Here is a 23,133-nt window from a genome sequence, read left to right on the forward strand (position 1 = left end):
TTGGCTCAGGCCGCTGTACGTGGGCGCCCAAGGGCGTGCTTCAAGCGGGTGATGATGCTCAATGGGGTGCCCGAGCGTTTGGCCGGTTGGCGGCCGCAGGCGAGGTCGGCGAGGTCTAGCAGGGCGTTTTCGAACGCCGGTACGCCGGCCAGGCTCAGCGGTCCGCGCAACAGGCTTTGGCTCAGCACATTGCCGACATGGGGCAGTACCAGGTCGATGCGCCGGCCCACGAAGGCTTCGAATTGCGCCCGATCAATCAGGCCCGCACCGGCATTCCGTGTCGGGTTGACCACCAGCAGCAGGTGCTGGCCGCTGCTCTCGTCGCCGATTTCGCGCAGCAGGCGCAGGGTGTGGCGGGCGTCCTGTACGGTGAGGTCGGTGAGGATAATCCGCGTCTGCGCGTTGTCCAGTACCTCCAGGGCCCCCGAGGGCCGCCCGGCGGGCAGGTCCCAGATCACCTGGTTGAACATATGGCAAAGGTTGCCGCCCAGGTTCATCAAGTGCTCGGCATCCAGCGTCGGAGCGGAATGCAGGTTGGCTTCCTGGGCGAGCAGGAACAGGCGTTCGTTGATCTGGCCCATGGACCGTTGCAAAAAGCGCGTGTCGATTTCTTCACTGGCCAATACGGCCGTCAGTCCGGCTTCGCCCTCATAGCCCAGCAGCAATGCCTGGTCGCCGTTGGCACGGTCGAAGTCGACCACCGCGCAGTGGGTATGACGGTGCTCCGAGAGCAAGCGCGCCAGGCCGCTGACTACGGTGCTGGTGCCCGCCCCCCCACTCGCGGCGGTGACCGCGATGGTGCGGCCGGTGCGCGCGGGCAGGTGCTGATCGCTGCCGGTAGCGCGGGTGAGGGTGTCGGCCAACTGGTCCAGCGGGACGGGTTTGATCAGGTAGTCGAACAGACCATGGTGCAACAACGTGCGGTACAGGTTGATGTCCTGGCGACTGCCCAGGGCGATGATCTGGCACGCCGGATCGCAGCTCTCGCTAAGCTCATTGATCGCGTGCAGCGGCAGGGCTTCGTCGTCCAGGTCGACCAGTAACAGGGCTGGCACCGGATGGGCGCGGGTCCATTCGATGGCCGCACCGACGCCGCCGGTACGCGCGCTTTCGGCCGCGTAGCCGAGGCGTACAAGGTGTTCGCCGTAGAGCCGCGCCTGCTCGGCGTTGGCGGCAAACAGCAGCAGGTCCGGCAGGCTGCCCGAGGTTTTCGAGTCGTTCATGGCGTGGCTCCAGGGTCAGTTCTTGCTGAAGTCGATGTCGAGCAACTCGCGCGGCTCATCGTCGTAGTAGCGGGTCACACTGTTGACTGCGGTGTTGCCATCGCCACTGTCCAAGGCCTGGGCGCGGACCAGGTCACGCGGGTCGGCGACCATGCGCGCAATGTTGGCGCGATTGGCACAGCCCAGTTGCCCGGTGGCCTGGAACGGCTTGACGGTCCAGCTCTGGCCATCGGCAATGACGCAGTCCGGGACTGTCACCACCATGGCCTCGGAGACCACTTGCAGGTCTTCATCACTGGTGTTGCCGGCGCGCAGTTGTACCGGCGCGACGATGATTTGTTGTACCGGTGTGCCCAGTTCACGCAGGACCGTGGCCAGGCGTTTGCTCAGCGTTTCACCGGCCGGAGTGAAGGGCCGCAGCGTCAGGGTCTGGTTATGCAGGCGGCCCTGGCTGCGCAGCAGGGTGTTGAGGTTGGCCAGGGAGTCGGGCGTGAGGCTGCCAGTGCCATTGGTATGCAGGGCGGCCATTAATGCTTGGGGCTTGACGCTCGGCGCCTGGGCCTGGTTGTACGGCTGGAAGCGGTTTTCGCGCATCTGGTTGATCTGGTGATCGCAGCCAGCCAGCAGCAGGGCCACGGCCAGCAGGGGCAACAAGGGTTTGATCGCAGGCATGGGCATCTCTCCGTGACTCAGTACAGGTAGCCGGCGGATGCCTGGCTCGGCAGTTGGGTGTCGAGGGCGCGAATGCCGCGTCCGGGTGTCTGCAAATCGCCGGGGCTGGTGGGCTCGACCACGTAGGCGGTGGCGATGATCACCAGTTCGGTGTCTTGCTGGTCGCTGTTCTCGGTTTCGAACAGGCGGCCCAGGCCGGGAATATTTTTGAGCCCCGGCACGCCGGTGACGCTCTGGTTGATGTTGCTGCGCAACATGCCGGCCAGGGCGAAGCTTTGGCCGCTGGCCAGTTCGACGGTGGTGTCGGCGCGGCGCACCTTGAACGCGGGGATCACGTTGCCTTCCAGGGTCACGGCGCCTTCGTCCGACAGGTCGCTGACTTCCGGGGCCACGTGCAGGCTGATGCGGTTGGGCGAGAGCAGGGTGGGGGTCATGCGCATGATCACCCCGTACTGTTTGTACTCGATGCTCACGTTGTTGTTGGTGATGATCACGATCGGCACTTCGCCACCGGCGGCGAAGCCTGCAGTCTCACCCGACATGGCGGTGAGGTTGGGCTCGGCGAGAACCGTGGCCAGGCCGTCTTCGGACAGCGCGGTGAGCAGCCCGGCGACGCTGGTGGATCCGCGGGTGTGGGAGCCGCCCGCGACCGCATTGGTGGCCGTGCGCAGCGGGGTGATGCCGCTGTTGGTGGCGGTAAACAAGCTGCTGGCGTTGCTGAAGAAGTAGTTGTTGTTCTTCAGCGTGGCTTCCCAGTTCATGCCCAATTGGCTGCTCAGGCTGCGCGACACTTCGACGATGCGCACGCTGATATTGACCTGGGCCGACAGTTCCACCTTCAACTGGTTGATCACCCGGGGTGGCGGTACGTCACCGCCTGCGCCACCACCACCGCCCTGGCCACCGTTTTTGTCATCGCTGGAGCCGAGGTAGGCCTGCACGCTGCTGATCACCTGCTTGGCTTGTTGCGGGGTACGCACCTGGCCGCGCACGATCAGGCCATTGCCCGAGGAGGGGCCAAATTCGACGTGGGCGCCGGGGATTTCGTTATTGATTTGCTCGCTGAGGGCCGCCAGGTCGTGGCGGGCCACCAGGCGGATTGCCGCGATGACGTCGTCGTTGTGGTCCAGCGCATACAGGGTGGTGGTGCCAGCCCCTTCTGCAAACAGGAACACGCTGCTGCTCGAAGGCATTTGGAAGCTGGCGACCTTGGGATCGGCCACCAGCACTTTGGCCGCCGCGCGCGGTAGTTGCAGCAGGCGACCTTGCTTGACCAGCAACTGGATGTCTTCGGTCTCTTTGACCTCGGTGAGCTTGGCCGGCAAGCGCGGGTTTCTGGCCGGTGGGGTGTAGAACACCTGCTCGGCCCCATCAGCCTGGGCGTCTTCGGGCGTGTCGGGATGCACCGGGCCGATGACCTGATCTTCGGGATAGTCCTGGGCGGGTTCTTCGGCCAGGGCGATGGTTGGCCAGGTCGAGCTGATGCTCAGGGCGCACGCCAGCGTCAACGCCGGAGTCTTCGAGGCGAACTTCATGGTGTCGGGTTCCGAGTAGGCGAGTACGGCCAGCGTCACGGCTGGCTATGAATAGGGGTGAATGTCGGCTTAGTTGACCTTGACCATTTCCAGCTGGGCGCCGCGAAACGCCTGGATCGGTGGGTTGAAACCGTCGTAAATCCGGGTGGCCTGGCGCAAGGTGGTCGCGCTCTGGCTGCCTGGTTGCGGGCCGTCGCCTGAGGTTTCTGCGATGCCGCGCAGCGCCAGTTGCAGGGTGCCGATTTCCCGCGCCAGCGCCAGGCGTTCGGCCTGTGACGGAGGCACCTCAAGGGTCACGGTTTCGTAGAACTCGGTGTCGCGGCGTTGCTTCTTGCGTAAGGCCAGGTCGGCTGGGCTTTCACGCAGGCTGATGTCGCTGCGGGTAACGTTGTTCAGGGCCAGGACGCGGACGTTACGCAGCAAGGTCTGGGACGCCAGCTTCGGCAGGCCGTCGGACGCACCCGTGCTTCTTTTGCTTTCGGCGGCGAGGTTCAGGCTCAGGATCACGTCGACCCGGTCGCCGGCCGAGACCAGGCCGGAACTGCTGGCCACGGCATTGGTCGGCACGGCCACGGCACGCATCCCCGGTTTGAGCACGGCGGCGACGAAGCCAGGTTCGCCAGGACGCACCACGAGGTTGTTGATCAGCGGCTGGCCCTTGGCGATGGGTTGGCGCACGGTGGCGCCGAGCAGCACGTCGATGGTGTCCTGTTCGCGCAGGAAGTACTGCCGGGGCGAGTATGTGTGCTCGGTGGTTTGCCATTCCACGCTGGCGGTATCGATGAATTCGCCCGGCTTGATGTTGCGTGAGGCCACCAGGACCGCTTGTTTGGGCTCGGGCTCGACGACCGGCGCCACGACCTGTTGCACCACCGGCGGTTTCGGTGGAGTGGCGAGCAAGGCCCGGGCGAGCAGGGCAGCACCGCCGGCCACGACCAGGGCACCGGCCAGCAGAAGAATGGAGGGGGTTTTCATGGGATCAGCCCGAGATCAAGAGTGAATAGGAAACAACAAGGTGTAGAACGCACCGCTGGCAATGGCCAAACCGTAGGGAATGCCTTGCGGACGATCTGGCGTGAGCACCGTGGGCACTGGAATGTTCAGTTGCGGGTAACGCCGGCCGACCTTCAGCCAGCCCCGCGCGCAGGTGTTTTCCATCAGGGTCAGCAGCGGCAGTGCCAGGGCGAGCATGCCGCCGGAGAGCGCGGTAATGATCAGGAAAGCCATCAGGTCATCACAGTCGATCCACAGGCACATAACCGCCATCAGCTTGACGTCACCGGCCCCGACTTGGCCCAGGCTGAACAGGCCGTAACCCACCAGCAGCACGATGACGGCGCCGGTCAGAGAACCGGTGAGTTCATGCATGATCTCGCCGTGCCCAAACGCTGCCCACGGGCCCTGACCAAGCAATGCCATCACTGGCAAGGCGACCCACAGCGCGATCAGAGTGAGTACCAGGGTGTTGTGGATGCGCCGGTACAGCAGGTCGGTACAGATCACCCAGCACAAGGCCGGGATCAGCACCAGGAAGGCAAGCGTGGATGGCATGACTCGCTCCGTCGCCAGCGCTTACTTGCTGGTACCGGGGTTGTTGGTGTTGGTGATCTGGTCGGCGATGGACGCGAAACGTTCCTTGAGCGCAGTGACGAACACCCCTTCGGAGCCAAAGATCACACCGATCGCGGCGGCCATGGCGGCGGCGAGAATCCCGTATTCGATGGCGGTCACACCACTTTCGTCAGCGAGAAAAGCTTTAAGGCGGTTGGCCATGGAGAGGCTCCTGAAGGGTTGAAAACAAAGGGGTGCCAGGAGAAGAGACGCTCCCGGCGAGGTGGTGATATTAGGATTTATTCTCAATTGGAGATCAACAGCCGAATTATTAAGAATGCTTAAGGAACGCGCTGTTTCAGGCCGTCGGGTGCTTTTGCAGCTGGATCATGGCGCGTAGGCCAGGCTGGTTGTCTTCCAGGATCAAGTCCCCGCCGTGCAGTTCGGCAATCGCACGGATCATGGTCAGCCCCAGGCCATTGCCCGGTGTGCCACCGCTGGTGTCCAGGCGCTGGAACCGCTCAATTGCGGTAGTGCGTTGGGCTGCGGCAATGCCTGGGCCGAGGTCGGCGACACAGAGGTAGCAGTACTCCGGGTTCTGATACGCCTTGAGCGTGATGGGCAGGCCAGCCGGTGCATATTTGAGGGCGTTGTCGATCATGTTGGCCATGGCCTGGAACAGCAGGGCCTTGTCACCGTAGAGCCAGCAGTCGCGGGGGGCTTGAATCAGCAGCGGGCAGCAGCGCTCCTCGGCCAGCGGCAGGTAATACTCGACCACATCTGCCAGCAGGCCATGGGCGGGGAAGGTTTCGAACTGATAGGCCAGGCGCCCGGTCTCCACTTCGGCGACCCTCATCACCGCGCGGAACAGGTTCTGGATACGCTCACTGTCCTGCACCGCTTGCAGTAGCTCAACGCGGGCTTGGCCGTCGACCATGTCCACTGCGCTCAGCAGGCGGCTTTGCAGGCGCGTGAGGGGGGTGCGCAGTTCATGGGCGATGTGGGTGCTGATGTTCTTCACTTCGTCCATCAGCTTGTTGATGCGCAACAGGCCCTGATTGATCTCCAGGCCCAGGCGGTCGAACTCATCACCTTGTTGGGCATAGGGTACGCGCACGCTGTGATCGCCACCGGCATAACGTGCCAGTGCATCGCGGATGCTGTTGATGCGGTACAGGTTGCGCATGCTGAACGGCAGGCTGATCAACACGATGGACAGCAGGATGACCAGCAGTCCGGCACCGGCGATCAGCGGGATCATGCGCGTGCGTTCAAGCATGGGGCGCAAGTCATAGGCGCTGAAATACTGGCCACCGCCCGGCAGTGGCATCAGTAGGCCAAGGATGTCTGCTTCGCGTCCTTTGGCGGTGCGCAGCGTGCCATGGCGCCAGTTGGTATTGCACGGAGCAGGGCAGTCCATCTTCGGCAGCAGCCGGGCATCACCGAACAGGGCGTTGCCAGCTTCGTCAAAGACGATCGAGTGGCGGTCCTTGCGCACCTCCAGGGCCTGGCCGTTGAGCAGGTTGCGCGCGGCTTCGCGGGCATCGCTCAAGCGCCCGTGATATTGCTGGGTGCGTACGTCGGTGAGGATCATGTCGCGCACATGGCTGCGCATCACAACCACCAGCAACTGGTTGCTGAGGATGATCGACGCCAGGGCTACCAATAGGCAGATGAAGGCAATCGTGGTGGCTTGGCGAAAGTTACTGGTGTTGAGCAGCAGTTTCAGGTTGCGGTTAACCAAATACATAGCCGATTGCCCGAACGGTACGAATCATTGCGCGCTCGAAGCCCTTGTCGAGTTTGTTGCGTAATTTTGACAGGTGTACGTCGATCAGGTTGGTTTGTGGGTCGAAGTGATAACCCCAGACTTTCTCCAGCAACATGCCCCGGGTCACGGTCTGGCCGACATGTTCTGCCAATACCTGCAGCAATTTGAACTCTTTATCGGTGAGGTCGATGCGCCGCCCGGCACGAGTGACTTCCCGGCGCGCCAGGTCGATCTGCATGTCTTCGACCTGAATGCAGTCTTCCTGGGCGGTCTGGTTGTGACGCCTGGCCAGCAGCTCCAGGCGCAGCAACAGCTCGGTAAAGTCAAAGGGCTTGCCCAGATAATCGTCGGCACCGGCGCGAAGGCCTTCCACGCGATCGCTGGATTGGTCGTTGGCCGACAGGATCAGGATGGGCGGGCGCGCCACGCCGTGCAGGCGGTTGAGTACTTCTATCCCATCCATGCGCGGCAGCATGCGGTCGAGGATTACCACATCGAAGGCTTCATTCTTGAGAATCTGTAACGCACCTTCGCCATTGTCTATCAGCCGACAGTTGTGGCCGTAGGCATGCAATTTGCTGCCAAGCCAGTGACTGACTGAGCTGTCATCTTCTACCACCAGAACACGCATGCAGAACTCCTTTCTAGTGTGGGATAGAGGCGGGGGTCTTGTACCAAGCGCCGTGGAAAATGCTCAGTTAAGAATTGTTAAATGGGTGAGTTGAGAATCATTATCAGTTGTGGCGAGCCAGGAGTAAATGCTCCATCTGGCTTTTTTATCGTTTGGTCGGCGTGGCGAGTGCCCGGCCCAGGGGGGAGGCTGTGTTTAGCCGCGCTGGTGCGTGAGATCACCGCGCGGGTGCGCTGCGAGCTACAGGAAAGGTTGTCGTACAACCGAATGCGCTATGATGCGCGTTCCTCCGCCAACCGAGATACCCGTTCTTGATGGACAACCCGAACGTCCAGCCCACCGTTCGCCGCCGGCACCGCAGCCTGGCCGAAGAACTGGTCACCGAGCTTTCCCGGCGCATCTGTACCGGTGAGCTCCCGCGTGGCACCAAGCTGCCCACCGAATCCGAAGTGATGGCCGAACATGGTGTGAGCCGCACGGTGGTGCGCGAGGCCATTTCGCGTCTGCAGGCTTCGGGCCTGGTGGAAACCCGGCACGGCGTCGGCACCTTTGTGAAGGATATTCCCAGCCCCAGCGGGTTTCGCATCGATCCGGACACCATCGTGACCTTGCAGGATGTGCTGGCTGTGCTGGAGTTGCGCATCAGCCTGGAGGTAGAGGCCGCCGGCCTGGCGTGCGTGGGGCGGACCGACCAGCAATTGCAGGTGATGCGCGACTCGCTGGATGCGCTGAACTCGCGGGCGGTGAGTGCCGACTATGCGGTGTCGGCAGACTTTCAGTTTCATCAGCAGATCGCGTTGGCCACGGGCAATCGCTACTTCACCGATATCATGTTGCACCTGGGGGTCAACATCCTGCCGCGCACACGCCTGCACTCAAAACGCTTGGCCAACGACAACAAGGAACCCTTCCTGCAGCGCTTGAGTCGTGAGCATGAGGACATCTACAAAGCCATCCTGCGCCGTGACGCCGATGCGGCTCGGGCGGCGATGCGCCTGCATCTGTCCAACAGCCGCGAGCGTATGCGCCGGGCCTATGAAGCCGCCGCCGCCGAATTGTCGAATGGCCCGGCCGCGGTGAACGCGCCGCCCTGAAGCCCGCTGCCCGGTTCATCAGCCGCCGCTGGCGGTTGCTGCTCGACCTTGGCGCGAAACTGCTCCGAACTGTCCTTGGGTGCAAAACCCAGGTGCTCGGTGTGCCGAGTGCTCCACCAGCGATCCCGATTGGCCGACACGCCATACACCACACTGTGCCCGACGTCCTTGGCCAGCAGGGCGCGCGCCACCAGATGGTCCAGGTCGCTGTAACTCAGCCACGTCGAAAGCATCCGCCGGTTGCGTGGCTCGGGGAACGACGAGCCGATGCGCAAGCTCACGGTTTCAATCCCGTAGCGGTGAAAGTAGAACGCCGCCAGGTCTTCGCCGTAGGCCTTGGAGAGCGCGTAGTAGCCATCCGGACGGCGCTGTGAGTGCACGTCCAGTTCAACGTCCTGGGGATAGAAACCGGTGACGTGGTTGGAGCTGGCAAACACAATCCGCTTGACCCCCTGTTGTCGCGCCGCCTCATAAATGTGGAACGTGCCGCGAATATTGGCGTCGAGAATCTCCTCGAATGGCCGCTCCACTGAAATCCCGCCCAAATGAACGATGGCGTCGACGCCGTTGACCAGCGCCGCAACGGCGGCCTTGTCGGCCAGGTTGCAGGCGATCACTTCGTCGTGCTCACCACGGCTCGGCGCCATGGGGCTGATGTCCGAGACGCGGACGATGTCGGCATGGGCCTGCAAGGTTTCGCGCAGGATTTGCCCCAGGCCGCCGGCGGCGCCGGTGAGCAGAATGCGCGTGAAGGGTTTGGGTTGTGTGGTCATGGTCAGGTCTTCCATTGAACGCTGAATGCAGGTGGCTTGCCTGTCGAGCGATGCGCGCTCGCCAGGCAAGTCGTGGGGGCTTTACATGAAGTTGTACTGGATGCCCAGGCGCCACCGCGCCTGGCGGTCTTCGGACGTGGAGTTGACCTTCACATCACCAATCTCCATGAACGGAGCCCATTCCTTGGTGAGCTTGTATTTGACAGATAGGTTCTGTTCGTAATCGCTCTTCTTGTTGTCGTAGCGGATGTAGTCAGTCTTGAAGTAAATGAACTGATATTCATACGCCCACTTACTGGCCGGCGTGTAGCCGAGCCAGCCCTCGAAACGATGGGTGGTCTGGTCATCCTTGATGTGGTCGGGCAAGTCCTCGTCCACCTGATCGCGGTCCAGCTTCTTGGTATCCAGGCGATAGCGCGTGGCGGCGTAGAAGGCGTCGTTGATCTTGTAGTTGTACTTGAGGCCTAACTTGTAGGTGGTCGAGTCTTTCGAGCTGTCCATCTGGAACGCCGGAGTCAGCGTCGATTGCGCGCTGAGTTTGTAGTTGTAGCTCACGGTGAACTCGTGTCCGTTGTTGACCATGTTGTCGTAGGCGACGTCTTCCCGGTCTCCGGCGGTGCGGTATTTCATTTCCGCTTCAAATCCCAGGCCACTGTCCAGGCGGTAGTTGAGCTTGATTCGGTCAGCGTGGGCGCTGTCCTCCTCGGTGAACTGGTGGCGGTAGTTGATGCTGGCAGAGTCAGCGCTGACATACAGCGGCAGGCCGAGGGTCAGGGCAGTAACGAGCGTGCGTAGGGTGGTGTTCATACGGTCTTCTTTTTTGTTTTTGTTAGGGTCGTTTGACGGTTGCTACGGCAGTGCGTTGTTGCGTATGGATCTCATCTAAGGTGCCGATATACGTTATCGTACGACAAGACGACTCGTCTATGGGTTATCGGTGGTTTTGAAACATCTTGAAATATATGTGCCCAGTGAATAGGGCTTTTTAGCAATTCAGGTTATTCCTTGGTTGTCTTTAAAAATAAGGGTTTTGTCGGGATTTGCTGAAAATGTACACAGATGGGAGGCAGGTTATTGGGTCTTTTCAAGTGTTGTACGATGACCTATGATCGGTCGCAACAGACGACACTCCCGTCACAAATCCAATAAGAAGGCTTACGACGTCCATGAGAATCACAGCAGTCAACGTCCAGGTATTTTCCTACCCGACCCGCCGCGCAGTGGACAGTGCCGGCCATGCGCACCCGGGTGATGTCACCCAGGCGCAGATGGCTTTGCTGCGCATCCAGACCGAAGACGGCCAGGAGGGTTATGCCTTCGGCGCGCCCGAACTGATCCGTCCGTATGTGCTCGATGGTTTCGTGCGCAAAGTGCTGGTGGGGCAGAACGCCTTCGATCGCGAAAAGATCTGGCACGACCTCGCGCATTGGCAGCGTGGCAGTGCCAGCCAGTTGACCGACCGCGCCTTGGCGCTGGTCGAGCAGGCCCTGTGGGATTGGGCCGGGCGCAAACTGGGTGTGCCGGTGCACAAGTTGATTGGTGGTTTCCGCGACAAGGTGCCGGCCTACGGCTCCACCATGTGTGGTGACGAACTGCCCGGTGGCCTGGCCACCCCTGAAGACTACGGGCGCTTTGCCGAGACCCTGGTGCAGCGTGGCTACAAGGCCATCAAGTTGCACACCTGGATGCCGCCGGTGTCGTTCGCGCCGAGCCCGCGCATCGACGTCAAGGCCTGCGCTGCGGTACGCGAAGCGGTCGGGCCGGACATCGCCCTGATGCTTGACGGTTATCACTGGTACAGCCGCACCGAAGCGCTGTACATCGGGCGTGAGCTGGAGAAGCTCGACTTCGCCTGGTTCGAAGAGCCGATGATGGAAGAGTCCGCCGAGTCCTATGCCTGGCTGGCGGGGCAGTTGGATATTCCGGTGCTGGGCCCGGAAACCCTGTCCGGTAAACACCTGAGCCGCGCCAGTTGGGTCAAGCACGATGTGTGCGATATCTTGCGCGCCGGTGTGGCGGGCGTCGGTGGGATCGCGCCGTGCCTGAAGGTTGCGCATCTGGCTGAATCCTTCGGCATGGATTGCGAGATTCATGGCAACGGCGCCGCCAACCTGGCTGTCGTCGGCGCGATCAAGAACTGCACCTGGTATGAGCGCGGCCTGTTGCACCCGTACCTGGATTACGACGAAGTACCGGCTTACCTCAAGCGTCTGGTAGACCCGATGGACAGCGACGGTTTTGTGCACTTGTCCGACTTGCCGGGCCTGGGTGAAGACATCGATTTCAACTTCATCGAGACCAATACGCTTAAAAGCTTCTGACGTGCACACGGTCAGTCCGGCATGAGTCGGGCTGATCAAGAGCACCTACCAATACAAGAATAAATATAAAAAAGGCACTCTTGTTATGAGCATTTTCCCTTCGCTGTGGGCGCGGGTGTTCGTCGCCGCCCTGGCCGTTACCGCTGTACCTGCAAGCTTTGCAAAAACCCCGGCTGATCAACTGATCGTCGGCATGAGCATGATCAACCTGCTGTCCCTTGACCCGGCGGCCGCCACCGGGCTGGACGTGTCGGAGATCAACGCCAATCTCTATGACATGTTGCTGGTGCAGGACGTCGCCCAGCCGGATCGCCTGGTACCGGCGCTGGCCGAGCGCTGGCAGGTCAGTGATGACCGCAAGACGCTGACCTTCAACCTGCGCACCGGAGTGAAATTCCAGTCCGGCAATGACCTGAGTGCCGAAGACGTTGCCTGGTCGTTGCAGCGCGTGCTCAAGCTCAACCTGGCGCTGGCTTCCACCTGGAAGGCCTATGGCTTTACGGCCGAGAACGTCGAGCGCTACATGCGTGCCACGGATGCCACGACCTTCGTGATCGAGCTGCCTCGGCCGACCGACCCGCTGCTGGTGCTCAACACCTTGGCGACCTCGCCGAGTGCGTTCATCCTCGATCGAAAAAAAGTCCTCGAGCACCAAAAAGGCAGCGACATGGGCGCCGCCTGGCTGGTGACTCACGCCGCCGGCAGCGGTGCATTTGTGCTGAATGACTGGCGCGCCAACGACGTGATCCTGATGACCCGTTTCGACGGGTACTGGGGCGGCCCGGCCAAGCTCAAGCGCATCGTCATGCGCAACATGACCGAGTCGCAGTCGTTGCGCCTGATGATCGAGCGCGGCGACCTGGACATCGCCAAAGGCATGTCCGCGCCGGACATCGAAGCCCTGCAGAAAAGCGACAAGGTCCGCACCCAGACCTTGCAGCGCGGCACCCTGTACTACGTAGCCCTGAGCGTGAAGCAACCGATGTTTGCCGATGCGCGCGTGCGCAAGGCCGTGCGTGCGCTGATCGATTACCAGGGTATCAACCAGACCGTCATGCCCCATTACGGGGTGATCAACCAACGGCCGCTGCCGCTGGGCCTGGCCGCGCGCCTGCCGGATCCGGGTTACACGCTCAACGTCGAACAGGCCAAGGCCTGGCTGGCCGAGGCCGGTTACCCGAACGGTTTCAAGACCACCATCCGCGTGCTCGCCGAACCGCCGTTTATCAACATTGCCTCCAACCTGCAGTCGACCCTGGCCCAGGCCGGTATCGACGCCAGCATCATCACCGGCACGGGCAACCAGATCTACGGCGCAATGCGTGAGCGCAACTTCGACATTATCGTCGGTCGCGGCGGTGGCGGCGCGGAACGGCATCCGCACTCCAGCCTGCGTACGCTGGTGTACAACCCGGATAACCGCGATGAAGCCAAGCTCACCAACTTCCAGGGCTGGCGCACGTCCTTCTACAGTCCTGAGCTGAACCAACTGATCGAGCGCGCGGAAGTCGAGCCTGACACAGGCAAGCAACTGGCCCAATACCGCGACATCCAGGAACAGGTCGACCGGCAGGTCGGGGCCATTTTGCCGGTCTCGCAAATGACCGACACCGTGGTGGTGTACGACGACGTGGCCGACTTCCAGGGCCATACCGCCGCGACCACGCGCTACAAAGACGTCTACAAGAAGCGCTGACCGATTATCAGGAGCTCACTATGTTTGTTATGACTGCCTCTGTCATGGGCGCTCGCGCGTCCAACACAGCCCGGCGTGCCGGTACGGTGCTGGTGACCTTGCTCGGCCTGCTGGCCCTGACGTTCATCATCGGCCGGGTCATGCCGCTCGACCCCGTGCTGGCGGTAGTCGGGCCGGATGCCGACAGTTCCACCTACGATCAGGTGTACCGGTCGATGGGCCTGGACAAGCCGATCTGGGCCCAATTCGGCCTGTACCTCAATGACCTGCTCCACGGTGACTTCGGCAATGCGCTATTGACCGGCCACCCGGTACTCGACGACATCCTGCGCGTATTCCCCGCGACGATCGAACTGGCCACCCTGGCGATTCTGTTCGGCGTGCTGATCGGCTTGCCGCTGGGCGTCTGTGCGGCCAGCAACCAGGGTCGCCTCGGCGATCACGTGGCGCGGGTGATCACCTTGTTCGGCTACTCCACGCCGATTTTCTGGCTGGGCATGATGGGGCTGCTGGTGTTCTACGCCTGGCTCGGCTGGGCCGGTGGAGCGGGGCGCATCGACCTGGCCTATGACGGCATGGTGCCCGAGGTCACCGGCCTGCTGCTGATCGACTCGACCCTGGCACGTGACTGGGATGCCTTCGCCAGCGCCCTGCGCCACATCGTGTTGCCGGCGCTGATCCTCGGCCTGAACTCGGTGGCGTATATCAGCCGCATGACCCGCAGCTTCATGCTCGAGCAGCTGTCCCAGGAGTACATCATCACCGCGCGGGTCAAGGGCCTTTCCCGTCGCCAGGTGGTGTGGGGGCATGCGTTTCGCAACATCCTCGTGCAGTTGCTGACGGTGGTTGCGCTGGCCTATGGCTCGTTGCTGGAGGGCGCGGTGCTGATCGAAACCGTATTTGCCTGGCCGGGGTTCGGCCAGTACCTGACCAGCAGCCTGATGCTCGGCGACATGAACGCGGTGATGGGCTGCGTGCTGGTGATCGGCTTGATTTTCGTCGCGCTCAACCTGATCAGCGACGCCTTGTACAAGGTGTTCGACCCCCGTACCCGTTAACGCACTGCGCAGTACCGATAAAACTATAAAAAGAAGGAATTTTGCATGAAGACGGTATTTTCAACACTGCACCTTGGCCTGTTGACGGCGGTACTCGCCCTTGGGCCGATGACAGCGGCCAGCGCCAAGACCCCCGCCGATCAATTGATCGTCGGCATGAGCATGGTCAACCTGTTTTCCATCGACCCGGCCAATGCGCCCGGCCTGGATGCCTCCGGCGTCAACGCCAACCTCTATGACACGCTGATCAAGCGCGACCAGGGCAATCCGGAAAAACACCTGCCGCAATTGGCCGAACGCTGGGGCATCAGCGAAGACGGCAAGCAGGTGACCTTTCATCTGCGCCAGGATGTGAAATTCCATTCGGGCAACCCGCTGACCGCCGAGGACGTGGCGTGGTCGCTGTACCGGGTGATGAAGCTCAATTTTGGCCTGGCCACCACCTGGAAGGCCTACGGCTACAGCGTCGAGAACATCCAATCGCTGATCCGCGCCACGGACGCCCACACCCTGGTCATCGACCTGCCGCAGACCATGGACCCGCTGCTGCTGGTGGACTCCCTGGCGATCTCGCCGAGCGCCGTGGTAGTGGACCGCAAGACGGCCCTGGCGCATGAAAAAAATGGCGACCTCGGCGCCGGCTGGCTGGTGACGAACGAGGCGGGCAGCGGCCCCTTCGTGCTGACCAAATGGAGTGCCAACGATTCGCTGCTGCTGACCCGTTTCGACGGCTACTGGGGCGGCGCGGCCAAGCTCAAGCGCGTGGTGGTGCGGCACATGACTGAATCCCAGTCGCTGCGCCTGATGCTCGAACGCGGCGACCTCGACCTGGCCTACGGCATGGCGGCACCGGACATTCGCGCCATCGACGGCTCGGACAAGATCCAGGTGCAATCATTGCCGCGCGGCACCATGTACTACGTGGCGATGAGCATGAAGCAACCCGAGTTTGCCAAGCCTAAGGTGCGTGAAGCGGTGCGCAACCTGATCGACTACAAGGGCCTGGATGAACAGGTGATGCCGTATTACGGCAAGCTCAATCAGCAGCCGATGCAGCTGGGGCTGGAAGCGCGCTTGCCGGATCCGGGCTATCACATGGATGTGGCCAAGGCGAAACAGCTGCTGGCCGAGGCGGGTTACCCCAACGGTTTCAACACCACCATTCGCACGCTGTCGGAACCGCCGTTCATCGACATCGCCGCGCGCCTGCAAGCGACCCTGGCTGAGGGCGGGATCAAGGCCAGCATCGTCACCGGCACCGGCAACCAGGTCTATGGCGCGATGCGCGCGCGCAATTTCGAGATCATCGTGGCCCGCGGCGCCGAGCGTTATCCGCACCCGTATTTCAGCCTGCGCACCTTCGCCTACAACCCCAACAACAGCGATGACGCCGGCTTGCCGAACTTCCAGGGCTGGCGCGCTTCATTCTTCAATCCGCAGCTCAACAGCCTGATCGACCAGGCTGGGGTGACGCGCGATGCGGCGCAGCGGGTCAGCCTGTATCACCAGGCGCAGACGCTCTATGACCAGCAGGTGGGGCCGATCCTGATGATCTCGCAGATGACCGACACCGTGGTCAGCGCTGCCGACGTCAAGGGTTTCAGCGGTGACGATGCCGAGGCCACCCGTTACCTGGGTGTCTACAAGCAGCGTTGAGTGGGGCTGCGGCCCTTCAGAATTCACACAGAGAAGATGCTTATGAATGCCAATCTGTCTTCCATCGAAACGGCGGCGAAGCGGCCGGTGGATCGCTCGCCGGGCTCCAGTTTCGATGCCTTCTGCAAGAGCGGCCTGCGGGTGCTGCGTCACCTGTTGCGTAACCCCATGACCCTGGCGGGTCTGCTGGTTGCGCTGCTATTGGTGGTGGTCGCGGCCTTTGCGCCGTGGATCGCCACCCATGACCCGGTCGCGCAGAACCTCGCCACAGCCTTGCAGGCGCCGGGCTCGGCGCACTGGTTCGGCACCGACGAATACGGCCGGGATATTTTCAGTCGGCTGGTCTATGGCTCGCGGATCACGCTGTACATCATTGCCCTGGTAACCGTGATCGTCGGTCCCATCGGGCTGTTTATCGGCACCGTCTCGGGCTACTTCGGCGGGGCGGTCGACACGGTGTTCATGCGCCTGACCGACATCTTTATTTCCTTCCCCAGCCTGGTCCTGGCGCTGGCCTTTATCGCTGCCCTGGGCCCTGGCCTGGAGCATGCGGTGGTGGCGATTGCCTTGACTTCCTGGCCACCGATTGCGCGGCTCGCGCGGGCTGAAACCCTGTCCCTGCGCAACGCCGACTTTGTCGTCGCCGTGGAACTGCAAGGCGCGTCGCCGGCGCGGATTATCCTGCGCCATATCGTGCCGATGTGCCTGTCCTCGGTGATCATCCGCCTGACCATGAACATGGCCGGGATCATCCTCACCGCGGCCGCTTTGGGCTTCCTCGGCCTGGGTGCCCAGGCGCCGCTGCCGGAGTGGGGCGCGATGATTTCCACCGGGCGCCGCTACATGCTTGAGTGCTGGTGGCTGGTGGCGGTTCCCGGGGCGGCGATCATGTTGGTCAGCCTGGCCTTCAACCTGTTAGGCGATGGCCTGCGGGACATCCTTGATCCGCGCAGCGAATAATCGGAGAACACCTTATGTCCGCCATCAAACTGAATGTCGAAGGGCTTAATGTGCGCTTCGTCAGTGGCCAGAAAGAAACCCACGCCGTGCGAGATGTGTCCTTTACCTTGGGTCGGGAGAAGCTGGCGATTGTCGGTGAGTCCGGCTCAGGCAAGTCCACCGTCGGGCGCAGCCTGCTCAAGCTGCATCCGCCCAGCGCGAAAATCACCGCCAAGGCCATGGCGTTTGGCGAGGTCGACCTGCTCTCGGCCAGTGAAAAGGCAATGCAGAAGATTCGCGGCCAGCGCATCTCGATGATCATGCAAGACCCCAAGTACTCGCTGAACCCGGTGGTCAAGGTGGGCGACCAGATTGCCGAAGCCTACCTGGCCCACCACAAGGCCAGTCGCAGTGATGCGCGCGAGCGGGTCATGCAGATGCTCGAGCAGGTGCATATCCGCGATCCGAAGCGGGTCTACAACCTGTACCCGCACGAAGTGTCCGGCGGTATGGGCCAGCGCATCATGATCGCGATGATGGTAATCACGCGTCCGGAAGTGATCATTGCCGATGAGCCCACGTCGGCGCTGGATGTCTCGGTGCGCCAGCAAGTGCTCAACGTGCTGGAAGAACTGGTGGACCAGCAGCAGATGGGGCTGATTTTTGTCAGTCACGACCTCAACCTGGTGCGCAACTACTGTGACCGCGTGTTGGTGATGTACGCCGGGCGCGTCGTCGAATCCCTGGCCGCCTGCGACCTGCAATACGCCGAGCATCCCTACACCCGTGGCCTGCTGGCCGCGCTGCCGAGCATGGATAATCGTCGCGTGCACCTGCCGGTGCTTAAGCGCGATCCACTCTGGCTGACTCAATAAGGAACCTGACCATGCCCATGATCCAAGCGCACGCCTTGAACCTGAGCTTCGGCACAGGCGCTGCCATCAACCAGGTGCTGCACGATGTGAGCCTGAGTGTCGCCGACGGCGAATCGTTCGGCCTGGTGGGGGAGTCCGGTTCGGGCAAGACCACCGTACTGCGCTGCCTGGCCGGGCAATACCGGCATTGGCACGGGGCGCTGAGCATCGCCGGCGCGCCGTTGCAGCACAAGATTCCCAAGGAGCACTTTCGCAAAGTGCAGATGGTCTTCCAGGACCCCTATGGCTCCCTGCACCCCCGGCACACCATCGACACCGCCCTGCGCGAACCGCTGATCATCCACGGGGTAGGGGACAAGGACGACCGGATCAACGAGATCCTGCTCAAGGTCGGCCTGAACGACAGCTTCCGCTTCCGCTATCCGCATCAGTTGTCCGGTGGGCAGCGCCAACGCGTGGCGATTGCCCGCGCATTGATCCTTGAGCCCCGCGTGCTGTTGCTGGATGAGCCGACCTCGGCCCTGGATGTGTCGGTGCAGGCCGAGATCCTCAACTTGCTGGCGGACCTGCGCGAGCGCGAGAAACTCACCTATCTGCTTGTCACTCATGATCTGGGGGTGGTCACTCACTTGTGCGACCGGGTGGCGGTGATGCAGCACGGCAGGATCGTCGAATTGCTCGACTGCCAGGCCCTGAGTCAGGACCAGGCCGTGCACGACTACACGCGCATGCTGGTGCAGGCCAGCCGTGACTTCAGTCAGGAATCTGTAGGGCGTAAGGTCGGCTGATTCCTATAGTCATCGTATGACTTTGATTGAGTGATGATGCGTGTCTTCAAGTTTTTTGCACGTAATAAGCTGGTTTTATTGATTAAATTATATTGGCGCAAACAAAAGCGCTTAGAGGGTAGCTAACTCATCTGCACAGTTGTACGATGACGTACCTCTTGAGGTATTCCCTTTATTTTTCGATTTGAGGTTTGCGAACATGACGCCACAAGAACTAAAAACAGTCCTGTCTTCCGGCTTGCTCTCGTTCCCGGTTACCGACTTTGACGCGGCCGGTGACTTCCGCGCCGACACCTATGCACGCCGCCTGGAATGGCTGGCACCCTACGGCGCCAGCGCGTTGTTCGCGGCAGGGGGCACCGGCGAATTCTTCTCCCTGGAAGCCAAGGAATACACGCAGATCATCAAGACTGCGGTGGACACCTGCAAAGGCCAGGTGCCCATCCTCGCCGGTGCCGGTGGCCCTACACGCCAGGCTATCGCCTATGCTCAGGAAGCCGAGCGCCTCGGTGCCGCCGGTATTCTGCTGATGCCACATTACCTCACCGAAGCCAGCCAGAAAGGCCTGGTGGCCCACGTTGAGCAGGTGTGCAACTCGGTGGATTTCGGCGTGGTGGTGTACAACCGCAACCTGTGCCGTCTCAATGCCGACAGCCTGGAACAGTTGGCCGAGCGCTGCCCGAACCTGATCGGTTTCAAGGACGGTATCGGTGAAGTCGAATCGATGGTGTCGATCCGTCGTCGCCTCGGCGACCGCCTGACCTACCTCGGCGGGCTGCCGACCGCCGAAGTCTATGCAGCGGCCTACAAGGCCCTGGGCGTGCCGGTGTATTCCTCGGCGGTGTTCAACTTCATCCCGAAAACCGCGATGGATTTCTACCGCGCGGTGGCCGCCGACGACCACGCCACCGTGGGCCGCTTGATCGATGATTTCTTCCTGCCGTACCTGGCGATCCGCAACCGCTGCGAAGGATATGGCGTGAGTATCGTCAAGGCCGGTGCACGCCTGGTCGGCCACGACGCCGGCCCGGTGCGCGCGCCGTTGACCGACTTGCTGCCTGAAGAAGTGGAGCAGCTGGACGTGCTGATCAAGGCGCTGGGCGCCCAGTAAACAAGGCGTTCTAAAAACACTGGAGATCAATGTGGGAGCTCGACAGCTCCCACATTCAACCTGCTTGTGAGGATCCACCATGCCCCACTGCATCATCGATTGCCCAGCGGCCTTGGCCCAACGCATCGGCGAACACACCCTGCTGGCCACCGTACACGATGCCCTCGACCGCTTCGGCGTATTCAAGCCCGGCGACATCAAGGTGCGGCTCAACGGCTTCAGCCATTACCGCTGTGGCAGCACTCAAGATGACTTCGTGCACGTTGCCCTGTACCTGTTCGCCGGGCGCACTGCCGAACAACAGCGCAGCCTGGCTTCGGCGACGCTGGGCGCCCTGATTGAACTGCTGCCGCAGGTCGAGGCGCTGTCCATGGACGTGCGCGAAATGCCCCGCGAAACCTTCGTCAATCGCAGCCAATACCTCGAAGAGTCCGGGCGGCAGATGTAGCGCCCCTCGGTGTGAATACCGGCAAAAACAAGGAGAACAACATGCCGTATCAACCCTCGAAAACAACCCCGGTGCGTTGCGCGCTGGTCCTCGTGGCCCTTGGATGCAGCCCGCTGGCATGGGCGCTGCAAGCCCCGTCAAAACTGCAAGTACCGACGCTGGCTTTTGATGACCGGCAAATCATCCTGGTGTGGGAAAAGCCTGCCGAGCATGCGGGCATCAAGGATTACCGGGTATACGCTAATGGCACGCTGCTGGGCAGCGCCAATGCCAACAATGACCAGGTGTCACCGGCCAAACCCTACATCGACCAGTTTTATCGGCAAGACACTGCCAACTTCCATCATCGCATTGGCATTCACAGCTTCACCGCCCACGGCCTGAAGCCCGACACGGCGTACCGCTTCACCGTGCGTTCGGTGGACGGCAACGGCAAAGAGTCCGCCGACAGCGCCCCGGTGCTGCAACGCACTACTCAGGTTGCGGCGGTATTTGACGTGAAAAAATACGGCGCCAAAGGCGACGGCAGTCATCTCGATACCCAGGCGATCCAGAACGCCATCGATGCCTGCACCGTCGGTTGCAAAGTCTTGCTCCCTGAAGGCACCTACAAAAGCGGCGCGCTCTACCTCAAGAGCAACATGACCCTGGAGATCGCCGAAGGCGCGACCCTGCTCGGTTCCGAGCGCGCCGAAGATTACCCGTTGGCCGGCTACATCCAGTACCCGTATTCCACCACCGTGCGCCCGGCCTCGCTGATCAACGCGTTGCCCCGCGATCCACGCCAGCATCAGTCATTCGAAAACATCCGCATCGTCGGCAAGGGCACCCTCGATGGCAATGGCTGGAAGCGTAACGCCGATGTCGTCGACGAGCGTGGCCAGGCACTGCCGTTCTACCTGCCCAGCGACAATACCCGCTACGCCCAGGACGGCATCCTGGCCAAGGCGCAGGTGGAGCAGGCCGTGGCGCGCGGCATGAACGTCAAGGATGCCTACGGGCAGATGCGCTCCTCGCTGATTACCCTGCGCAATGTGAAGAACGTGTTCTACGGCGGTTTCACCGTGGTGAACCCGGCGTTCCACGGCATCATGAACCTGGAGACCGAAAACGTGGTGCTGGCCAACACCACCCACAAGACCTACGACGCCAACAACGGCGACGGCATCGAGTTCGCCAACAGCAAGGGCGCGATGGTGTTCAACAACTTCTTCGACACCGGTGATGACTGTGTGAACTTCGCTGCCGGCACCGGTGCCGATGCCGTGCATCAACCGCCGCAGGAAGACGCGTGGATCTTCAACAACTACTTCCGCAAGGGCCATGGCATGGTGGTCGCCGGCAGCCATACCGGTGCCTGGATCCAGAACATCCTGGCCGAAGACAACGTGTCGGACGGCACCGATGCCGGGTTGCGCATGAAAAGCACCAACTTCATGGGCGGCGGCGCGCGCAACGTGACGTTCCGCGACTCGGCGATCCGCAACACCGTCAAGCAGGCGTTCATTTTTACCCTCGACTACAACGACCCGAACGCCAAGCTCGACTATCAGCGCTCAACCATAGCGGGGCAGTTCAAGGACGTTCGGGTGAGCGACGTGAGCGTAGAAAATGCTCAAGGCGCGGCGATCGAGGTCAAGGGCGATGCAGCGCACAACGCCTACCATCAGGGCCTGGTGTTCGAGCGTGTGCGTTTTCGCGGCGCGGCCAAGGCGCGTATCGACGGGCTGAAAGACTCACGCTTCGACCGCGTGGTCTTCAGCCAGACCGGCGATGCCAACCCGTGGCAGGTCAGCGGTAGCCAAGGGCTGGTGTTCAAGGAGGTGGAGCCGGCGCCGTAAGCGCAAACGTTATGGTGAATGGACCCTTGTAGTGAGCGGGCTTGCCCCGCGCTGGGCTGCGAAGCAGCCCCAATAAGAACGCTGCAGTGTGCCAGACAGTTCCGGGCCTGTGTTTTGGGGCTGCTGCGCAGCCCAGCGCGGGGCAAGCCCGCTCGCCACAGGTACGGTGTTCGCTGTTAACTGAACGGCCCGCTCATCACTGGGGAATCTATTACGTCCTACGTTAATAGACCTGCGGCACAATGATTTGCGCTGGCGTCGGGCTGCGCGAGTAGTCCTCCTGCCTGACCCGTTGCGGCAGCTCGATCACCGGCAGTTCCACTTCCTCATAAGGCATCTGCCCGAGCAGGTGGTGGATGCAGTTGAGTCGGGCTTTCTTTTTGTCATCGGCCTGCACCACCCACCATGGCGCTTCGGCGATGTGGGTGCGCTCGAGCATGACTTCCTTGGCCTTGGTGTAAGCCTCCCAGCGCCGACGCGACTCCAGGTCCATGGGGCTGAGTTTCCACTGTTTGAGCGGGTCGTGAATGCGGCTGAGAAAGCGCAGGTGCTGTTCCTGGTCGGAAATGGAGAACCAGTATTTGATCAGCTGGATGCCGGAGCGGGCGAGCATGCGCTCGAACTCCGGCACGGTGCGGAAGAACTCTTCGTACTGGTCCTCGTTGCAAAAACCCATGACTTGTTCGACGCCGGCGCGGTTGTACCAACTGCGGTCGAACAGCACGATTTCACCGGCCGCCGGCAGGTGCGAGACGTAACGCTGGAAGTACCATTGCGTCTGTTCGCGGTCGTTGGGGGCGGGCAGGGCGGCGACGCGGCAGACCCGCGGGTTGAGTCGCTGGGTAATGCGCTTGATCACACCGCCCTTGCCGGCGGCATCGCGGCCCTCGAACAGGATCACCACTTTGGCGCCGGTCTTGACCACCCAGCTTTGCAGCTTCACCAGTTCGCCTTGCAGGCGGAACAATTCGCTGAAGTAAATCCTGCGCGCGGCCTTTTCCGGGCTTTCCTCGACGTGCTCATCGAACAGCGCGTTCAGGTCGTGCCCGTCTTCGGATAATTCCAGTTCCAGCTCTTCGTCACTGTGATCCAGCAGCTCTCGGTGGATGCGCTGGATCAAGGCGTCGTCTACTGCAGACATGGGAGGCAC

Annotated in this window: 22 protein-coding genes; 11 read left to right on the forward strand and 11 right to left on the reverse strand. The window is 61.8% G+C overall.

Translation table 11 applies throughout. From position 1 onward, the window contains the following. Positions 1-5: 5 nt before the first annotated feature. From AB1462_RS10210 to AB1462_RS10245, 8 genes are all read right to left on the reverse strand, one after another. Complete coding sequence (locus AB1462_RS10210) at positions 6-1,223, reverse strand: CpaE family protein (protein ID WP_367246676.1); 1,218 nt, start codon at positions 1,221-1,223, stop codon at positions 6-8. A 15-nt stretch (positions 1,224-1,238) separates the two neighbouring features. Next, complete coding sequence (locus tag AB1462_RS10215) at positions 1,239-1,895, reverse strand: CpaD family pilus assembly protein (protein WP_259194495.1); 657 nt, start codon at positions 1,893-1,895, stop codon at positions 1,239-1,241. 17 nt (positions 1,896-1,912) lie between these two features. Continuing rightward, the gene (locus tag AB1462_RS10220; protein WP_083381357.1) at positions 1,913-3,430 is read right to left on the reverse strand and encodes a type II and III secretion system protein family protein; all 1,518 of its coding nucleotides are present in this window, start codon (positions 3,428-3,430) and stop codon (positions 1,913-1,915) included. A 69-nt stretch (positions 3,431-3,499) separates the two neighbouring features. Then, a complete protein-coding gene (gene cpaB / locus AB1462_RS10225; RefSeq protein WP_259194497.1) occupies positions 3,500-4,405 on the reverse strand; it encodes a Flp pilus assembly protein CpaB in 906 nt (301 codons plus the stop codon). A 15-nt stretch (positions 4,406-4,420) separates the two neighbouring features. Then, a complete protein-coding gene (locus AB1462_RS10230) occupies positions 4,421-4,981 on the reverse strand; it encodes a prepilin peptidase (RefSeq protein ID WP_259194498.1) in 561 nt (186 codons plus the stop codon). A gap of 21 nt (positions 4,982-5,002) precedes the next feature. Next, positions 5,003-5,203 (reverse strand): Flp family type IVb pilin, encoded by a 201-nt coding sequence (locus tag AB1462_RS10235; RefSeq protein WP_074845961.1) that lies wholly within the window; start codon positions 5,201-5,203, stop codon positions 5,003-5,005. 136 nt (positions 5,204-5,339) lie between these two features. Next, on the reverse strand, positions 5,340-6,731 hold the full coding sequence (locus tag AB1462_RS10240; protein WP_074845964.1) for a sensor histidine kinase KdpD: 1,392 nt from the start codon (positions 6,729-6,731) through the stop codon (positions 5,340-5,342). Then, complete coding sequence (locus tag AB1462_RS10245; protein ID WP_159934447.1) at positions 6,718-7,383, reverse strand: response regulator transcription factor; 666 nt, start codon at positions 7,381-7,383, stop codon at positions 6,718-6,720. Before AB1462_RS10245 ends, AB1462_RS10240 begins: the two co-directional genes overlap by 14 nt. Positions 7,384-7,697: 314 nt before the next feature. Here AB1462_RS10245 and AB1462_RS10250 point away from each other — a divergent pair, with 314 nt between their 5' ends. Further along, positions 7,698-8,477: a FadR/GntR family transcriptional regulator gene (locus AB1462_RS10250; protein ID WP_090402432.1), complete on the forward strand. Its 780-nt coding sequence runs from the start codon at positions 7,698-7,700 to the stop codon at positions 8,475-8,477. On the opposite strand, the gene AB1462_RS10255 is transcribed toward AB1462_RS10250, so the two are convergent. Both AB1462_RS10255 and AB1462_RS10260 read right to left on the reverse strand, forming a co-directional pair. Beyond that, a complete protein-coding gene (locus tag AB1462_RS10255; RefSeq protein ID WP_367246677.1) occupies positions 8,417-9,250 on the reverse strand; it encodes an NAD-dependent epimerase/dehydratase family protein in 834 nt (277 codons plus the stop codon). The genes AB1462_RS10250 and AB1462_RS10255 overlap by 61 nt on opposite strands. Before the next feature lie 81 nt (positions 9,251-9,331). Beyond that, positions 9,332-10,057 carry an oligogalacturonate-specific porin KdgM family protein gene (locus AB1462_RS10260; protein ID WP_315336707.1) on the reverse strand — a complete coding sequence of 242 codons (726 nt, stop codon included), beginning with the start codon at positions 10,055-10,057 and terminating at the stop codon, positions 9,332-9,334. A 359-nt stretch (positions 10,058-10,416) separates the two neighbouring features. On the opposite strand from AB1462_RS10260, the gene AB1462_RS10265 reads away from it, so the two are divergent. The 10 genes from AB1462_RS10265 to AB1462_RS10310 all read left to right on the forward strand — a co-directional run bounded on the left by AB1462_RS10265 (position 10,417) and on the right by AB1462_RS10310 (position 21,983). Further along, positions 10,417-11,571 (forward strand): mandelate racemase family protein, encoded by a 1,155-nt coding sequence (locus tag AB1462_RS10265; RefSeq protein ID WP_090402436.1) that lies wholly within the window; start codon positions 10,417-10,419, stop codon positions 11,569-11,571. Positions 11,572-11,656: 85 nt separating this feature from the next. Further along, the gene (locus AB1462_RS10270) at positions 11,657-13,267 is read left to right on the forward strand and encodes an ABC transporter substrate-binding protein (RefSeq protein ID WP_259194501.1); all 1,611 of its coding nucleotides are present in this window, start codon (positions 11,657-11,659) and stop codon (positions 13,265-13,267) included. 20 nt (positions 13,268-13,287) lie between these two features. Further along, positions 13,288-14,325 (forward strand): ABC transporter permease, encoded by a 1,038-nt coding sequence (locus AB1462_RS10275; protein WP_367246678.1) that lies wholly within the window; start codon positions 13,288-13,290, stop codon positions 14,323-14,325. Positions 14,326-14,370: 45 nt separating this feature from the next. Next, positions 14,371-15,981, forward strand: coding sequence for an ABC transporter substrate-binding protein (locus AB1462_RS10280; RefSeq protein ID WP_367246679.1), 1,611 nt, complete (start codon positions 14,371-14,373; stop codon positions 15,979-15,981). Between the two features lie 42 nt (positions 15,982-16,023). Further along, positions 16,024-16,941: an ABC transporter permease gene (locus AB1462_RS10285; RefSeq protein WP_090402443.1), complete on the forward strand. Its 918-nt coding sequence runs from the start codon at positions 16,024-16,026 to the stop codon at positions 16,939-16,941. Between the two features lie 14 nt (positions 16,942-16,955). Continuing rightward, the gene (locus tag AB1462_RS10290; RefSeq protein WP_092488314.1) at positions 16,956-17,795 is read left to right on the forward strand and encodes an ABC transporter ATP-binding protein; all 840 of its coding nucleotides are present in this window, start codon (positions 16,956-16,958) and stop codon (positions 17,793-17,795) included. 11 nt (positions 17,796-17,806) lie between these two features. After that, positions 17,807-18,583: an ABC transporter ATP-binding protein gene (locus tag AB1462_RS10295; protein WP_090402447.1), complete on the forward strand. Its 777-nt coding sequence runs from the start codon at positions 17,807-17,809 to the stop codon at positions 18,581-18,583. Between the two features lie 199 nt (positions 18,584-18,782). Beyond that, positions 18,783-19,694, forward strand: coding sequence for a 5-dehydro-4-deoxyglucarate dehydratase (gene kdgD, locus AB1462_RS10300; protein ID WP_046035395.1), 912 nt, complete (start codon positions 18,783-18,785; stop codon positions 19,692-19,694). 79 nt (positions 19,695-19,773) lie between these two features. Next, positions 19,774-20,142 carry a 5-carboxymethyl-2-hydroxymuconate Delta-isomerase gene (locus tag AB1462_RS10305; protein WP_367246680.1) on the forward strand — a complete coding sequence of 123 codons (369 nt, stop codon included), beginning with the start codon at positions 19,774-19,776 and terminating at the stop codon, positions 20,140-20,142. 41 nt (positions 20,143-20,183) lie between these two features. Next, on the forward strand, positions 20,184-21,983 hold the full coding sequence (locus AB1462_RS10310; RefSeq protein ID WP_367246681.1) for a glycosyl hydrolase family 28 protein: 1,800 nt from the start codon (positions 20,184-20,186) through the stop codon (positions 21,981-21,983). 223 nt (positions 21,984-22,206) lie between these two features. Here AB1462_RS10310 and ppk2 read toward each other — a convergent pair whose 3' ends face one another. Continuing rightward, on the reverse strand, positions 22,207-23,124 hold the full coding sequence (gene ppk2, locus AB1462_RS10315) for a polyphosphate kinase 2 (protein WP_090402453.1): 918 nt from the start codon (positions 23,122-23,124) through the stop codon (positions 22,207-22,209). Between the last annotated feature and the right edge of the window lie 9 nt (positions 23,125-23,133).

Source organism: Pseudomonas sp. SB113 (genome assembly GCF_040754745.1).
GTDB lineage: Bacteria > Pseudomonadota > Gammaproteobacteria > Pseudomonadales > Pseudomonadaceae > Aquipseudomonas > Aquipseudomonas grimontii.

What these genes read in the sequence shown, in the direction of transcription:
- AB1462_RS10285 (WP_090402443.1), top strand. Translation starts at nt 16,024, where the DNA reads ATGAATGCCAATCTGTCTTCCATCGAAACGGCGGCGAAGCGGCCGGTG.
- AB1462_RS10280 (WP_367246679.1), top strand. Translation starts at nt 14,371, where the DNA reads ATGAAGACGGTATTTTCAACACTGCACCTTGGCCTGTTGACGGCGGTA.
- cpaB (WP_259194497.1), bottom strand. Translation starts at nt 4,405, where the DNA reads ATGAAAACCCCCTCCATTCTTCTGCTGGCCGGTGCCCTGGTCGTGGCC.
- AB1462_RS10310 (WP_367246681.1), top strand. Translation starts at nt 20,184, where the DNA reads ATGCCGTATCAACCCTCGAAAACAACCCCGGTGCGTTGCGCGCTGGTC.
- AB1462_RS10290 (WP_092488314.1), top strand. Translation starts at nt 16,956, where the DNA reads ATGTCCGCCATCAAACTGAATGTCGAAGGGCTTAATGTGCGCTTCGTC.
- AB1462_RS10220 (WP_083381357.1), bottom strand. Translation starts at nt 3,430, where the DNA reads ATGAAGTTCGCCTCGAAGACTCCGGCGTTGACGCTGGCGTGCGCCCTG.
- AB1462_RS10270 (WP_259194501.1), top strand. Translation starts at nt 11,657, where the DNA reads ATGAGCATTTTCCCTTCGCTGTGGGCGCGGGTGTTCGTCGCCGCCCTG.
- AB1462_RS10250 (WP_090402432.1), top strand. Translation starts at nt 7,698, where the DNA reads ATGGACAACCCGAACGTCCAGCCCACCGTTCGCCGCCGGCACCGCAGC.
- AB1462_RS10260 (WP_315336707.1), bottom strand. Translation starts at nt 10,057, where the DNA reads ATGAACACCACCCTACGCACGCTCGTTACTGCCCTGACCCTCGGCCTG.
- AB1462_RS10265 (WP_090402436.1), top strand. Translation starts at nt 10,417, where the DNA reads ATGAGAATCACAGCAGTCAACGTCCAGGTATTTTCCTACCCGACCCGC.
- AB1462_RS10215 (WP_259194495.1), bottom strand. Translation starts at nt 1,895, where the DNA reads ATGCCTGCGATCAAACCCTTGTTGCCCCTGCTGGCCGTGGCCCTGCTG.
- kdgD (WP_046035395.1), top strand. Translation starts at nt 18,783, where the DNA reads ATGACGCCACAAGAACTAAAAACAGTCCTGTCTTCCGGCTTGCTCTCG.
- AB1462_RS10305 (WP_367246680.1), top strand. Translation starts at nt 19,774, where the DNA reads ATGCCCCACTGCATCATCGATTGCCCAGCGGCCTTGGCCCAACGCATC.
- AB1462_RS10255 (WP_367246677.1), bottom strand. Translation starts at nt 9,250, where the DNA reads ATGACCACACAACCCAAACCCTTCACGCGCATTCTGCTCACCGGCGCC.
- AB1462_RS10210 (WP_367246676.1), bottom strand. Translation starts at nt 1,223, where the DNA reads ATGAACGACTCGAAAACCTCGGGCAGCCTGCCGGACCTGCTGCTGTTT.
- AB1462_RS10295 (WP_090402447.1), top strand. Translation starts at nt 17,807, where the DNA reads ATGCCCATGATCCAAGCGCACGCCTTGAACCTGAGCTTCGGCACAGGC.
- AB1462_RS10230 (WP_259194498.1), bottom strand. Translation starts at nt 4,981, where the DNA reads ATGCCATCCACGCTTGCCTTCCTGGTGCTGATCCCGGCCTTGTGCTGG.
- AB1462_RS10245 (WP_159934447.1), bottom strand. Translation starts at nt 7,383, where the DNA reads ATGCGTGTTCTGGTGGTAGAAGATGACAGCTCAGTCAGTCACTGGCTT.
- AB1462_RS10240 (WP_074845964.1), bottom strand. Translation starts at nt 6,731, where the DNA reads ATGTATTTGGTTAACCGCAACCTGAAACTGCTGCTCAACACCAGTAAC.
- ppk2 (WP_090402453.1), bottom strand. Translation starts at nt 23,124, where the DNA reads ATGTCTGCAGTAGACGACGCCTTGATCCAGCGCATCCACCGAGAGCTG.
- AB1462_RS10235 (WP_074845961.1), bottom strand. Translation starts at nt 5,203, where the DNA reads ATGGCCAACCGCCTTAAAGCTTTTCTCGCTGACGAAAGTGGTGTGACC.
- AB1462_RS10275 (WP_367246678.1), top strand. Translation starts at nt 13,288, where the DNA reads ATGTTTGTTATGACTGCCTCTGTCATGGGCGCTCGCGCGTCCAACACA.